Origin of the sequence: Synechocystis sp. CACIAM 05 (assembly GCF_010222815.1) — a bacterium.
Lineage (GTDB): Bacteria > Cyanobacteriota > Cyanobacteriia > Cyanobacteriales > Microcystaceae > Synechocystis.
Genome location: NZ_CP019225.1, coordinates 2,058,242 through 2,071,545, shown reverse-complemented (window position 1 = coordinate 2,071,545; position 13,304 = coordinate 2,058,242). Strand labels below are relative to the sequence as shown.

General features: G+C 47.6%; 17 protein-coding genes, 1 tRNA gene and 1 pseudogene. 6 read left to right on the top strand and 13 right to left on the bottom strand.

Features of this window, described 5'->3' with window-relative positions:
• Positions 1-255: 255 nt before the first annotated feature.
• The 4 genes from BWK47_RS09915 to BWK47_RS09900 form a co-directional block, all read right to left on the bottom strand.
• Positions 256-1,068 carry a class I SAM-dependent methyltransferase gene (locus tag BWK47_RS09915; protein WP_162328513.1) on the bottom strand — a complete coding sequence of 271 codons (813 nt, stop codon included), beginning with the start codon at positions 1,066-1,068 and terminating at the stop codon, positions 256-258.
• A gap of 72 nt (positions 1,069-1,140) precedes the next feature.
• On the bottom strand, positions 1,141-2,169 hold the full coding sequence (gene pyrC / locus BWK47_RS09910; protein WP_162328512.1) for a dihydroorotase: 1,029 nt from the start codon (positions 2,167-2,169) through the stop codon (positions 1,141-1,143).
• Between the two features lie 80 nt (positions 2,170-2,249).
• Positions 2,250-2,636 carry a type II toxin-antitoxin system VapC family toxin gene (locus BWK47_RS09905; RefSeq protein WP_162328511.1) on the bottom strand — a complete coding sequence of 129 codons (387 nt, stop codon included), beginning with the start codon at positions 2,634-2,636 and terminating at the stop codon, positions 2,250-2,252.
• Positions 2,633-2,863, bottom strand: a complete 231-nt coding sequence (locus BWK47_RS09900) for a type II toxin-antitoxin system Phd/YefM family antitoxin (protein ID WP_162328510.1) — start codon at positions 2,861-2,863, stop codon at positions 2,633-2,635. The genes BWK47_RS09905 and BWK47_RS09900 overlap by 4 nt, the downstream gene beginning before the upstream one ends.
• A gap of 179 nt (positions 2,864-3,042) precedes the next feature.
• Between BWK47_RS09900 and BWK47_RS09895 the strand changes: the two genes are divergently transcribed.
• Entirely contained in the window at positions 3,043-3,507 is a 465-nt protein-coding gene (locus BWK47_RS09895; RefSeq protein WP_162328509.1) for an ABA4-like family protein, read from the top strand.
• Between the two features lie 63 nt (positions 3,508-3,570).
• Here the strand turns inward: BWK47_RS09895 and BWK47_RS09890 are convergent.
• A pseudogene (locus BWK47_RS09890) lies at positions 3,571-3,663 on the bottom strand (IS1 family transposase); the annotation flags it as partial.
• Between the two features lie 77 nt (positions 3,664-3,740).
• Here BWK47_RS09890 and BWK47_RS09885 point away from each other — a divergent pair.
• Positions 3,741-4,733: a DMT family transporter gene (locus tag BWK47_RS09885; protein WP_162328508.1), complete on the top strand. Its 993-nt coding sequence runs from the start codon at positions 3,741-3,743 to the stop codon at positions 4,731-4,733.
• A 100-nt stretch (positions 4,734-4,833) separates the two neighbouring features.
• Complete coding sequence (locus tag BWK47_RS09880) at positions 4,834-5,490, top strand: phosphoribosylanthranilate isomerase (RefSeq protein ID WP_162328507.1); 657 nt, start codon at positions 4,834-4,836, stop codon at positions 5,488-5,490.
• A 17-nt stretch (positions 5,491-5,507) separates the two neighbouring features.
• On the opposite strand, the gene BWK47_RS09875 is transcribed toward BWK47_RS09880, so the two are convergent.
• Positions 5,508-5,801: a DUF6439 family protein gene (locus BWK47_RS09875; protein WP_010873158.1), complete on the bottom strand. Its 294-nt coding sequence runs from the start codon at positions 5,799-5,801 to the stop codon at positions 5,508-5,510.
• Here BWK47_RS09875 and BWK47_RS09870 point away from each other — a divergent pair.
• Positions 5,800-5,970: a hypothetical protein gene (locus BWK47_RS09870; protein WP_162328506.1), complete on the top strand. Its 171-nt coding sequence runs from the start codon at positions 5,800-5,802 to the stop codon at positions 5,968-5,970. The two genes, BWK47_RS09875 and BWK47_RS09870, sit on opposite strands and share 2 nt — an antisense overlap.
• A 104-nt stretch (positions 5,971-6,074) precedes the next feature.
• On the opposite strand, the gene BWK47_RS09865 is transcribed toward BWK47_RS09870, so the two are convergent.
• Positions 6,075-7,076, bottom strand: coding sequence for a DUF1517 domain-containing protein (locus BWK47_RS09865; RefSeq protein ID WP_162328505.1), 1,002 nt, complete (start codon positions 7,074-7,076; stop codon positions 6,075-6,077).
• Between the two features lie 302 nt (positions 7,077-7,378).
• On the opposite strand from BWK47_RS09865, the gene BWK47_RS09860 reads away from it, so the two are divergent.
• A complete protein-coding gene (locus tag BWK47_RS09860; RefSeq protein ID WP_010873156.1) occupies positions 7,379-7,717 on the top strand; it encodes a P-II family nitrogen regulator in 339 nt (112 codons plus the stop codon).
• 100 nt (positions 7,718-7,817) lie between these two features.
• Here the strand turns inward: BWK47_RS09860 and rdgB are convergent, their stop codons facing one another.
• Positions 7,818-8,402 carry an RdgB/HAM1 family non-canonical purine NTP pyrophosphatase gene (gene rdgB / locus BWK47_RS09855; protein WP_162328504.1) on the bottom strand — a complete coding sequence of 195 codons (585 nt, stop codon included), beginning with the start codon at positions 8,400-8,402 and terminating at the stop codon, positions 7,818-7,820.
• Positions 8,403-8,499: 97 nt separating this feature from the next.
• Between rdgB and BWK47_RS09850 the strand changes: the two genes are divergently transcribed.
• Positions 8,500-8,571: transfer RNA gene (locus tag BWK47_RS09850), tRNA-Thr, on the top strand.
• 35 nt (positions 8,572-8,606) lie between these two features.
• Here BWK47_RS09850 and BWK47_RS09845 read toward each other — a convergent pair.
• From BWK47_RS09845 to BWK47_RS09825, 5 genes are all read right to left on the bottom strand, one after another.
• Positions 8,607-9,761, bottom strand: a complete 1,155-nt coding sequence (locus BWK47_RS09845; RefSeq protein ID WP_162328503.1) for an extracellular solute-binding protein — start codon at positions 9,759-9,761, stop codon at positions 8,607-8,609.
• On the bottom strand, positions 9,758-10,675 hold the full coding sequence (locus tag BWK47_RS09840; protein ID WP_010873153.1) for an NAD(+) kinase: 918 nt from the start codon (positions 10,673-10,675) through the stop codon (positions 9,758-9,760). The genes BWK47_RS09845 and BWK47_RS09840 overlap by 4 nt, the downstream gene beginning before the upstream one ends.
• Before the next feature lie 99 nt (positions 10,676-10,774).
• Positions 10,775-11,755 (bottom strand): SDR family oxidoreductase, encoded by a 981-nt coding sequence (locus BWK47_RS09835; RefSeq protein WP_162328502.1) that lies wholly within the window; start codon positions 11,753-11,755, stop codon positions 10,775-10,777.
• 219 nt (positions 11,756-11,974) lie between these two features.
• Positions 11,975-12,391: a hypothetical protein gene (locus tag BWK47_RS09830; protein WP_231848032.1), complete on the bottom strand. Its 417-nt coding sequence runs from the start codon at positions 12,389-12,391 to the stop codon at positions 11,975-11,977.
• Between the two features lie 240 nt (positions 12,392-12,631).
• Entirely contained in the window at positions 12,632-13,207 is a 576-nt protein-coding gene (locus BWK47_RS09825) for a DUF3038 domain-containing protein (RefSeq protein WP_162328500.1), read from the bottom strand.
• Positions 13,208-13,304: the final 97 nt, after the last annotated feature.

Sequence of the window (13,304 nt, the reverse complement as noted above, 5' to 3'; positions counted from 1 at the left end):
TAATTGCTGGGAAGATAGGCAAAACCAATGGCTTTCATTTGGCTTGACCGCTCAATACTGAGATATTAAGTTACTATTCCGCCGATTTCCTCTTTGCTCTCCGTCATTATAGCGAAACAACAGTGAAAACCACTAATTTTCAAGTCATAGCAGTTGAAAAAATGATCACCCTTAGTAATATTACTTAACAGTTAATCATCACCGCCAAACAGCCAGGTAAATACAGAAGCTTTAATTTGTAACACTAATAACTAACTAAGGCTTTCTGCCCCTAACTAAAAATGCCGTAAAAGCGCAGAAAAATTCCCCCACTTGATCATTTTGGTTAATCGCCCTGAGCCAAAGGGTAAGATCATTTTGGCTGGTTGTTCCCTGTTCGCTAATTTTTTCCACCGTCCGAGATAGGTCCAAAATTTTATCAGCTAATTCAAACTCAGTCAGGCAAATGGTAATGGGTTCCACCGTAATGTCAGTTAATCCTGCCTGCCGGAAGTATTTAAACAGATAGCGACCCACCCAGCCAGAAGGAAAGTTATCACACCAAAAATTGGTAATTGCACGTGTTACGCCCCGCTGGTCAGAATCGATGACCAACGTTTCCCAGTCCGGCTCAAAGGCCACTACCCAACCATTGGATTGCACAACTCTGGCCATTTCGGCGATCGCCTTTTGGGGCTCGGCAATGTGTTGCAGAGTGCGGTCAACCCTAGCCGCAGTGAAATTAGCATCAGGAAAAGGTAATTGCTCTGCATCAGCTAAAACAAATTCAAACTTAGTGGTGGAATTTTTTGCCCGCTCTCTTGCCTGGTCAAGCATAAATTGACTACGATCCACCGCTGTAACTTTACCCGTTTCCCCTACATAATTAGCCAATAAAAGGGCATCATTGCCAGTGCCACACCCCACTTCCAGCACTGAATCACCGGGCTTTAACTGCATTTTCTCAAACGTTTTTTGTTTGTAATATTTATACAAGTCCAGTGACTGTTGCAATTCCAGATAACGGATAAAGTTTTCAATGTTTCCAGAGTTATCTAAGTCTTGAAAGTCGCTGGCAAAGTAGGTCATGATTGTGACTCAATAAAAAGCAAATTCATGTAATTACTATTAATAATTTTCACTCCACTTTACCCGTTTGGATCACACCATTTGCCAAGTTATTTCCTCGCCGGCCCGCAGAGGCACCAATCCAGATTCAGGGAAAGGTAATTCAGCAGGAATACGCCAAGGGTTTTTCATCAACGTAATTTGTGCTGTATTACGGGGCAATTGGTAAAAATCTGGGCCATAAAAGCTAGCAAAGGCTTCTAGTTTATCCAGGGCATTAACACTTTCAAAAGCTTCGGCATATAGCTCCATGGCATGGAGGGCAGAATAGCAACCAGCACAGCCACAAAAACTCTCTTTACTATTGCGAGCGTGGGGAGCACTATCAGTGCCGAGAAAAAATTTAGGATTACCAGACGTGGCCGCGTGTAGCAATGCTAAACGATGTTCTTCCCGCTTCAGAATTGGCAGGCAATAAAAGTGGGGACAAATGCCACCTTTGAATAAAGCGTTGCGACTAAATAGTAAATGTTGGGGCGTAATAGTGGCTGCAATATTATTAGTAGATAAAACAAATTGCACTGCATCTGAAGTAGTAATATGTTCCAGCACTACCCGCAGTCGCGGAAATTTTTTCCTGAGGGGAATTAAATATTTCTCAATGAATACTTTTTCTCGGTCGAAAATATCAATATGACTGTCCGTTACTTCGCCATGGAGTAATAGGGGCAAGTCCACCTGTTCCATGGCTGCCAACACTGCATCACATCGATGGATATCCGTGACGCCAAAGTCAGAATTGGTGGTGGCTCCAGCGGGATAGTATTTCACTGCTTTAACAAACTGGGATGCTTTGGCCGCAATAATTTCTTCGGGATCGGTATTATCCGTTAGATAAAGGGTCATCAGCGGTTCAAACTGGCTTCCCGCAGGTATGGCGGCGAGAATCCTTTCCCGATAGGCGGCGGCATCAGCCACAGAACGCACCGGAGGTTTCAAGTTGGGCATGACGATCGCCCTAGCAAATTGACGGACAGTGTGGGGTAGAACTGCTTTAAGGGCTTCTCCATCCCGTAGGTGTAGGTGCCAGTCGTCGGGGCGAGTAATGGTAAGCTTTTCCATGGCTTAATCATAGGATAATAATTGCTCCAAATTATTAAAGAAGCTAATTAAGATAACGCAAGGAAATCAAAATAGACATATCACCAAATTCGGCTAATTTCATAATCATCAAATTTTTTGTCCACACTAATCAGAGGCATCTTTTCGCTGATGGCTTGAGCTATTAACAGACGATCAAAAGGATCTTTGTGGTGAAATAGGAGCTTAATTAGATATGCTGTATGGTTTGGCAGAATTGGTAAAATATTAAAATTGTACTTAGAGATGCAGACATCGATGAACTTTTCATAGGGCTGATTAAGACTAAGCTTGCCAATGCTAATTTTAATCGCTATTTCCCAGTAGGATGCCGGACTAATGAATATTTTATTTTGATTATTGATAATAGTTTCAATGGCAGTGGAACTCAATGAGCCTTCGCCTAGTGTGTACCAAAGTAATGTGTGCGTATCTAGTAAATATCTCAAGGCATATACTCTCCAAAGTCTTGGAGATGGTCATCATCGTCGGCGTTGATTGTGATCATACCTTTGCACAATCCGGGGCCAGGGCGTTTACCTTCAACTGGCATTTGCGGAATAATTTTTGCTAGAGGAATGTTATTTTCAGTAATTATCAATTCCTCTCCTGGCTCTAAATTATGAATTAAATCTGCTAGGGTTGCTTGGGCTTCTTCGATGGTAATTGTTGCCATAGCGATATCCGAAAATGAAACCTTTGATTTTTTATTTTAACCCGCCTTTTTCCTTGACGACAAAACTTAATAAACACTTACCTATTACCTGAGGCGATCGCCTACCCGGCATGATTCTGTAAATTCTTTTATATTCTAAATTGTTCTATCGAGTTGTTAATCAGCAACTGTTATTGAAAATGGCTACTGAACTACTTTTTAATCTCAGCAATCTATTTGTGTTGCCGTTTTGGGGCTTGATGATTCTACTACCACGGTGGCAATGGACGGAAAAGGTGATGAAATCCCCGATCCCGATCGCCATTTTAGCTGCGGTTTATCTATTTTTATTTATCGGTTCCTTGAGTTCCGAATCGGCGTCGGCGTTGGCTAGTCCGGAATTATCGGTTATTGCCCAAGCTTTTGCTGACGAAAAAATTATGGCAGTGGGTTGGGTCCACTATCTGGTGATGGATTTGTTTGTGGGTCGCTGGATTTATTGGCAGGGGCGAGAAACCGGGGTTTGGACGGTACATTCCCTCATTTTATGTTTATTTGCTGGGCCCATTGGTCTATTGTCCCATCTGCTCACGGCGGCCATTACTAAACAGTGGGGCAAGGGGAATGACTCGACAATGGAAACGCACCAAACGGAGATTGGTTAATCGCCTCATATAATACATCGGGGTATAGGTCTGCCCCTTTTTGCTATAAATTATTCGAGAGTTTCAAGAAAGTAATGAAAGGCGCCAGTTGCGTAATAGTTCTATGTTACCATTGACCCTAAATTTGGCGAATATTGCCATGGTGATATCAACTATTGCCTTGGCCATGGCTTTGTAACAAAACTATACATACAATGGGGGATGGACATACCTGCTCCATTACCCCCCCGCCAATGCAAATTGAATCAAAAACAAATACCAACATCCGTTCTGGGTTAACCCTAATTGCGCCTTTTTTCCTTTGGGGAACGGCCATGGTGGCCATGAAGGGGGTTCTGGCAGATACCACGCCTTTTTTTGTGGCAACGGTGCGCCTCATACCAGCCGGGCTCTTAGTCTTGCTCTGGGCCATGGGACAGAAACGTCCCCAACCCCAGGATTGGCAGGGCTGGGGCTGGATTATTTTATTTGCCCTGGTGGACGGTACTCTTTTTCAAGGATTTTTAGCCCAGGGGTTGGAGCGCACAGGGGCAGGCTTGGGCTCAGTGATTATTGATTCCCAACCGATCGCCGTGGCATTACTTTCCAGTTGGTTATTTAAAGAAGTAATTGGCGGCATTGGCTGGCTGGGACTACTACTGGGGGTGGGAGGCATTAGCCTAATTGGGCTGCCGGATGAATGGTTTTATCAGCTTTGGCATCTCCAGGGTTTAAGCATTAATTGGAGTGGTTCCGCCCTCGGTAGTAGCGGGGAACTATGGATGTTGTTGGCGTCCCTCTCCATGGCGGTGGGCACAGTGCTGATTCCCTTTGTCAGCCGTCGGGTGGACCCGGTGGTAGCTACGGGGTGGCATATGATCATTGGTGGTTTGCCCCTGTTGGCGATCGCCTTGGTGCAAGATTCTGAACCTTGGCAGAACATTGACCTGTGGGGTTGGGGCAATCTCGCCTATGCAACAGTGTTTGGCAGTGCCATTGCCTACGGCATTTTTTTCTACCTTGCATCTAAGGGCAATTTGACTAGCTTGAGTTCCCTGACTTTTTTAACGCCCATTTTTGCCCTCAGCTTTGGTAACTTGATTTTGGAGGAACAACTTAGCTCTCTGCAGTGGTTAGGGGTTGCTTTTACGTTGGTGAGTATTTATTTAATCAACCAGCGGGAGCAGTTAAAGATACAACTGCGAGACATTTGGAGCTTAGTTCGTAAACCCGTAATTAACGATTAATTTGCGATTGTTGAGCCTATTTCAACAATTTTCCTAAAATTTAGAACATTTCCATCTGTTTATTCACTATTTAACCTAAAATCCCCAGGAAATTTGCCCTATGGCCATGGAGGTAAAAATTTGCGGTTTACGCCATCCCGTCCAAGCCCAGGCGATCGCCGCTTTGGGATTCACCACCCTGGGGTTTATTTGTGTGGAAGCGTCCCCCCGTTATGTCAGCCCCAGGGAAATTGAACTGGTTTTGCAAAGCTTAACTGCCCATGACAAGCTATCGACGATCGGGGTATTTGCCAATGTGTCCCTCCCTAAACTGAGGGAATTTTTAGCCCAAACTAGTCTGAATGGTATCCAACTCCACGGCGATGAAAGCCCCGACTTTTGCGGCCAAGTTAAACAGGCATTTCCCCAACACCGATTAATCAAAGCTCTCCGACTCCGGCGATCGGCAGATTTAGAACGGGCTGAAGCCTATTACAATGCCGTGGATGTCCTCTTGCTCGACGCTTACCATCCAGAACAATTGGGGGGTACTGGGCAAACCCTACCCTGGCAAAAGCTACAGCAATTTCGGCCGCCCCTGCCCTGGTGGTTGGCGGGGGGATTAACTCCTAGCAATGTTCAAGAAGCCTTAAATTTACTCCAGCCTGACGGCATTGACCTTTCCAGTGGCGTGGAACAGGGACCGGCGGATAAGGATTTAGCCAAAGTTGCCCAGTTAAGGGCTCAGTTGGACGCCCTAGCAATTTTGCAGCACTAAAATTATTCTGGAAAAGCCTAGGCTTTTTGAGACCGATTGCCATGGGTCGGACAGGGAGGCGCACTCAAACTGCGGTCTAACCAACCTTCTGCCTGTTGCACATGGGTTAAGGCTTCCTGGGGATTATCTTTGAGTAGATACACCAATGCCGCTGCCAATTCTTGGCCGGCCTGGGCTTGACGATTACCCTTTAAACGATGCCAATCCTGGGGGGCGATCGCCAATCTTTCCGCTAGGGCCTGGGCCAGTTCTAGGGCAGAAAGTTCGGGGTGACTGACGAGGGAGGAGGTTTGGGAAGCAAAGGGAATCATGGTTACAAGCTACGGGGAAAACTATGGCCACCAAGCCATGGACGGCGGGGTAACTGCTCTGATTATTACCTTTTTTGCCGGGCGCCTGTTGAAAATTGCCCCAGCTCCCTCACATCCGAAAATTATGGCATTTGGACTTCTTCCCCCAAAAGAAAAACGTTTCCCCTAACATTTTTCCGATAAATTTTGCCCAAAAAAGAAAGCCCAGGCAAAGTTCCCCAGGCTCACTCAAATATGTATTTTTTGGCTATGGGCAATTGGCCGCTCCAACCACTACACCAGTCTCAGGTCGGGATATTCGCTGATAATGTCGTTGCTGGTGAGGGTATCCCCTTCTTCTTGGGGCGTCCAAAGCACCTCAATGGCCAACAGGCGATCGCTACTAATACCGCCCAGAGTTTGCAAGGATTGTTTTAACTGACTGGAATCATTCACTGCCGGCAAGTTCAAATTGCCCAAGGCTGCGGCAATAATGGTCACCAGAATATATTCTCCCGCACCATCGGGAACTGCATCAGGGCTATCTCCACCAATGGCGGTTGCCCTTCCCCCTTGACGTAGCTGATTGTTAAAGTTGCTCAGGGTTTCGTCGGTAAACTTACTCCGTTCGGTGAGAGCTAATTGATTAAAGGCAGCTTCGGCAGCACTCAAGCGCACCTTGTCACTCTGACTAGATCCATAAACCCAATATTCAGGATGGCGGAGCAGAGCTAAAGTAGCTTCCTGGAGCACTAGGGAACGACCATTGGCAGTGCCAGTATCAGCAGACAGGGCCAATTCATCCAGTTCTTTTTTCAATTCCTTGGCACTGGCCAGTAACCCCACCTGAATTTGGGCAATGCCCACCTGGGGATCGCTGCTGGCCGCCAAGCCACCGCCCCCTTCGCCACTGCTGCCACCACCATTACGGATGGCATTGATAACTACGTTGGCGATCGCAATCATCACTAAAATGCCAAAGATGCCGCCGAATCCCCCACCAAAGCCAAAAAAAGGAATGATGAAGGGAAAACCAAAGCCACCACCACCATAGGTTCCACCGGAACGATAGGAGCCACCACTAGGACCGCTGTAACTACGACTGGGGGCACTAGGGGCTCGGAAGGAGCCACCACCAATGCGGCCACCACTCCGGCGAGCTTCAGCTTCAAAGGTGGGGGTAAAAATTAGGGTAAAGGCCAGGACAAAAATAATTACCACTGAAGTGCCCCGCATCCAGACCGATCGCCAGGTAATATTTTTGGGTAGAGGTAAATTCTTGAGCATCTTAAGCATAGAGGAAAAGTTTTTTGATATTCCGGCTAGGACTCCCTGGTCAAGGGTTTACCAAATCCAGGGTAGATTCAAGCCTGTCAGTTAAACATAGTGCCGTTCACTCCTCTAGGGTAACGGATTCTTCGGACGAAAGAGCAGGGATTTTGTACTTGCAATTATCACTAAAATGCCTTATCTCCGGCCATGGGCGCTGCCAAACGGTACTGATTTTTACAAAAAAACTTTTGGAGAACATGTTAAAAGTGTCTGGCTAGCCTTATAAATAAGACAACAACCAGATCATTGCACGAGGAGTACCAGGTTTGAAAAAAGTAGAAGCGATTATTCGCCCCTTTAAACTAGACGAAGTCAAAATTGCGCTGGTTAATGCAGGGATCGTTGGTATGACGGTTTCTGAAGTTAGGGGCTTTGGCCGTCAAAAGGGTCAAACAGAGCGTTACCGTGGCTCTGAATACACTGTTGAGTTTCTCCAAAAACTCAAGATTGAGATTGTCGTCGACGAAGGACAGGTTGACATGGTTGTTGACAAGTTGGTATCGGCGGCCCGCACCGGGGAAATCGGTGACGGTAAAATCTTCATCAGCCCGGTGGATTCGGTGGTACGGATTCGGACAGGGGAAAAGGATACCGAAGCTATTTAATCTTTTTGAGATTAGCTTTCCGGTTTCCGTTAATGTTGGGCAGATTGAGACAAGTCTCGGTTTTGTTCTCTTGGCCCCAGACACTTTCCTGTCACTGCCATCAAAAGCTGTCAAATTTCAACCCAGGCCACTGGTGGATGAGTTTGTTAAACGCTTTTCCCCGGTGGCTCACTGTCTGTTTTTCTACCTTTGTCATTTCTGCAAAGGTTTTTTTGTGCTCCGGGAGCCAAAAAATTGGGTCATAGCCAAAACCCCGATCGCCTCTTGGGCTATGGGTAATTTCCCCTGAACAGATGCCTTCAGTACTCAGTTGAATACTGCCATCGGGGGCGGCAATCGCCACTACGCAAATGAATTGAGCTTGTCTTTGGCTTACCCCTTCCAGAGCCTGGAGCAATTTGGCAATTCTTTCCCTGTCGGTGTTGCCGTAACGGGCGGAATATAAACCCGGTGCCCCATCCAGCGCATCCACCGCTAAGCCAGAATCGTCGGCGATCGCCCATTGATTCACGGCCTTTGCTACCTGGGAAGCTTTTAAGCAAGCATTTTCATAGAATGTACTGCCGGTTTCCTCCACCTCAATTTCCGTTGGCTTGAGGGCTAATTGACAACCAAGGGGCTCTAAGTAAGTTTGCATCTCGGCTAATTTACCGGGGTTACCCGTGGCGACAATTAAAGTAGGCATGGTTTTACTAGGTTTTACGGATCGTTAAAAAAGTTTTTCGGGGACAAAAATTAGCCAGACCCTCTGGGTTAATCTTCTGCTATTCTGTATCAGAGGTGCTGGTGTAGCTCAGTGGTAGAGCAACTGATTTGTAATCAGTCGGTCGCAGGTTCAAATCCCGTCACCAGCTTATTTTGAATTCATTAACCTATCATTGATCATCGTCTAAGCACTCCGCATGGTTTGCCAGAGTTGCTTATATTGGTTGACGGTGGCAATGTCCAGGGGCGCGAGAAATTCACAACGCTCCAGTAACTCCGGTGAAAAAGCCAATAAAGGGTTAGTGCTCAGGGCGGAAACCTCCAGGTTTTGATAGGGCACCGCCAGGGCATTACTGAAAGTTGCCATCTGCTCTAGACTGGAAGGCTGGGCGGAAAAATTTAACCATTCATAGGTAATTTCAGCCCCTTCCGCATCAGCGGGCATAGTCCACAGATCAGCCCAGAGGGACGTACCAGAACTGGGAATAATCGCCGTGAGTTCTGACTGATTTCTTAGCAGAGGAATAATTTGGTTAGACCAGCCCACCGCCAGCCACACATCTTTGTTGAGTAGAGCTTGGAGATAATATTTACTGTTGTAAAACTTCACTTGGGTCGCCAATTCCTGCAAAGCGGAAGGTAGGGCATTAATGGCTCCGGGGTTGGTGACATTGTAGGAATAACCCAGCTTTTTCAGAGTCAAACCGATCACCTCCCTGGGATCATCCACCAGAGCAATGCGTTGCTTTAACTCTGGCCGCCAGAGGTCAGACCAATCGGTTGGTTGCCAACCTAAATCAGCAAAGGGTTGTTGGCGATAAATAATCATGGTGGGCCCCCAACGGTAGGGAACAGCCCAAATTTTGCCGCTTTGATCCGGTAAGCCTTGGTCATTGCGTTGCCCCAACAATTGCCACCGTGGAGGCAGACTAGGCCATTGGCTCAATTGGTCGGGGACAAAGGGTTGGATGAGTTTTTCTTTGATTACCCGTTCTAACCACAAATCTCCCCCAGTGACCAACTGGGCTTTTGGAATCTGATTTGCCCTCGATCCACTGCCCCACAGTCCCTTGGAAGTGTCCGCATTTTGGGCATTGTGCCAGGTTTGTAAATTGTCGAACAAACTCTGCAGATTGGCGATCGCCTTGAAATTTAATTCCTTAGCTTGGGGGAACTGCCGCTGAAATTGGTTAATCAACTGGGGCGGCAGGGAACGGTTCAAAAACTGCACTTCTTTGCTACTGCCCTGGCCAGGCCAACAGCCTCCTAGACCCGTGGCAAGGCCGACAGCGGCGGCGGACTGGAGAAAATGGCGGCGGGAATAGCAGGGTAAATTCATGGCAACTCCACCGATGTTGGTTTAGCAATGTGGGGCAGCCCCCAGCCCAATTTCTCCCGCAGAATCCGGAAAAACTCTGGCGTTTGCAGGCGAATAAACTTGGCAGGATAGGGAGATTTTGATAAATGCACCCGATCCTCTGGCAACACATAACAACCGCCATTGCCATCCACCACCAACACCATGCGGTTGGGAGTAGCGGGAAAAATGGTCACCGGTTCTAGGTCGGAAAATACTAACGCTCGGGAAGCCAGGGAATGGGGACAAATGGGAGCTAACTGAAACACTGGTACATCGGGGGTAACCACTGGGCCTCCAGCGCTAAGGGAATAGGCCGTGGAACCCGTAGGAGTGGAAACAATAATGCCATCGGCGGCAATGTCCACAGAAGCATGGTAACCTACCTGAATTTCAAAATGGCACATGCTGGTGAGGGGTTCCCGGTGCAATACCATTTCGTTCAGGGAGAGCGCTTCCCATAAAAGGTTTTCCTCCCGCATTAACCGCACTGTCATCATGGAGCGGCTTTCAATTTGGTAATCACCGTTGATTAACTGCTCGATCGCCGTAGGTAGTTGGTTGAGGTAAATTTCCGTTAAAAAACCCATGTGCCCTGTGTTAATGGTCAGCAGGGGAATACCCAGGGGGGCCAACTGACGAAAAGCTGATAGTACTGTGCCGTCTCCCCCCAGAACAATGGCAAAGGGCATGGACTCATCAAAATGGGGCGGAGTCAGATGTTCAATGCGGGTATGGCAAATGGGGCGATCGGGCTGGGAATAGCCCAACAGGCCGCCGGATCCGGTTTCCATCGCCACTGTGAACCCACTCTGTTGCAGTTGCTCCTGCAATTCTTGGGCAACGCTACAGGCGGTGGGCTTATCGTCGTTGAAAATGATGCCGACTTTTGGCACAGGGGCGAGATCCTAGGGAGTCAGGGAACAGGGAGCGGAAAAACCGAATAGAAAACGAGATTATCTAAAAGTATCAAATTGTCAATCAAACTAGTCAAACTAGAAAAAGAAATTATTTTTCTTCTTTTTACCATCGGTTTGGGTTGGGTTAACCTCGTAGTCCAATTCTTTGAGCTTCTTGATGATGCGCCCAAAGTACTCCTGTAGGTAGGATTCTAGGGTGGTGGTTTCCTTCGGATCAAGGCCAAATTGTTCGTACACCGGAGCCATGTCCGCCGTTAAAGCTTTACCACTGGCCAGCACTTCCGAAAACGCTAGGCGATCGGAGGCGTTATAGGTCCACTGGAAAAAGCGAGTAAAGCTCCGCATAAATCTGAGCACCGCCATGGGCACCTGGGAAATACGGGCATTATTGCCAGACATTCTTTCACAAAGTTGAATAATTTCCGTTGCCCCCCAAGCCCGACTGCCCACCACTGGATAGGTTTTACGGGCTACACTGTCCAATTCCACCGCCCGCACTGCAAACTTAGCCACGTCCTGGGTGTTCATGTAGGCGATCGGGGTATTCTCGCCGGTTTGCCAAACCGATTGATTATCCAAAATGGGAATAGCGTACTGACCAATTAACCCCTGCATGAAACCCGCCAGTTGCAGAATGGTGTAGTCCAAATCCGTTTGGGCTAAAAATTTCTCGGTACAATTTTTGATGTCCATCAGGGGCACTTTGGGATATTCGGCCGCCCGCAAAATGGAGAAAAAGACAAACTTTTTGATACCCGCTTTCTGCACTGCTCGAATTAAATTAAGCTTGCCTTCCCAGTCCACCTGGCGAATGGTGAGGGAGTCGGTGGCCCTGGCGGTGGAAGCGTCAATCACTGCGTCAACATTTTCCAGGGCTGGGGGCAGAGTTTCCGGCTTACAAATATTTCCCCCCACGATGGTGGCGCCCCACTCTTTAAGAAAAGCTGCCTTTCTTAGGCTACGAACCAGACAAACAACGGTGTGACCTTGGTCGATCGCCTGCCGAACAATTTGCCTGCCGAGGGTTCCTGTGCCGCCTACCACCAAAACTCGCATTTTAATTTTCTTTACAAATTTTAATACTTTGCTAAATCCTATCAGACTCTGACAATTATGGGTATTGGGGCCAGGGCACAAAAATTTGTTTCCCTACCCCGGTACTGGCTCCAATGTCAATGCAATCCCACCATGGCAGGGTCAACCCCCACCAAAAACAAGGATAAGGTAACCCACCCAACTGCCCCAAGGTTAGGAAGAAGGGAGGAATAATAATGGTCAGGACGTTGGACGCTCCACTAAACCACTGGGGCCAGCCTGTTGACAATATTGCAAAAAAGTAGAGAAAGCTTCGGGGCAGTCCACCTCAATAATTTTGCCGCCAATTTCGTCAAAACTTTCGTTGCGGGATTGACGCCACATGGGAGTGAGCTTGATGGTGATGGTGGGTAAAGCTTCATTGTCCATGCGCCGGAGCTTGACGGTAAAATCCGTGTCCTGGGGCCAATCATTGGGAACGCTCACACAGATACCGTTGCGAGTTAAGTCGAAAGATACCCCCACCAATTCCCCTTCCATATCGAACACTTGGCAAAAGGCCAACATCCGCTCTTCCTGCCGTCGCTCCTGCACCCCCTGGAGATGGGCAATGGTTAGGGCTTCTTGGGAGAGGGAAGATGGAGAATCTTGAGCCATGGAGATTATTTCCTCGGTTAAATTAGGTCTACCTAGTGAATGGGCCAGGTTGACCATTATTGTAGTCATTCACTGGGTCGATCTTCCTTCTATCAGGGCCATTTGGTTAATTGTTGATGAGAAATGGGAAGGAGTAATCCATAGATATTTGCCCAGTTAACTCGATTTGAACAGAACTGGGAAGGACGTATTGGGAACTTTGGTTGACAGGGCAACAAAGCCAGCATTTTTTGGGTTTATCTAAGCGGGGGACACCATGGTGGCCAATACTCCCCAGAGTCGGCGGGGGCCGTCTTGACTGCTAAAGAAAAATAATTCTGTCAGCAAAGAAAGCAGGCGATCAGAGGTAATGGGGACTAAGGGAATATGGGCTTCTCCCCCTTGTTTCTCTCCATAGGCTTGCCAAGCTGAGGTAAATTTTCGGGCGTACTCGCTTAAAAGTACGGTTTGTAAAGGATTTTTACCCTGTTCCTTGGTCTGTTCAACTAAACTGACCGATCGCCGCAGTAGTTCTTGGTAATGGGCCCCTAAATAGGCGATCGCCATGGCCAAAAGTCGAATTCCCTCCATATCTAGCTGGCCGGGGGCAACAGCAGGAATGGGGTATTTCCTAGTCAAAGATTGGCCTGTTGTCGTAGATGACGAAATTTTTTCTAGGATTGCTGTCCAAGTATCCTCGTCCACATCAGTCAGGGCAACCAAGGCCAACAAAAGCTGGTCCAGGTAGCAATTCATTTGTCTCAATTGTTGACGGTTGGGGGCAACAGCAAAGGACTGGGGAGGAGCTGGGCTGGAGGCGAACTGGGTGAGAACCATAAAATCTTGGGGAACAGGGGAATGTTAATGAACACATGACATGCATAGGATAGCGAATTGATTTAAAGCAATGATTCCCCCTGGGATAAATATATTT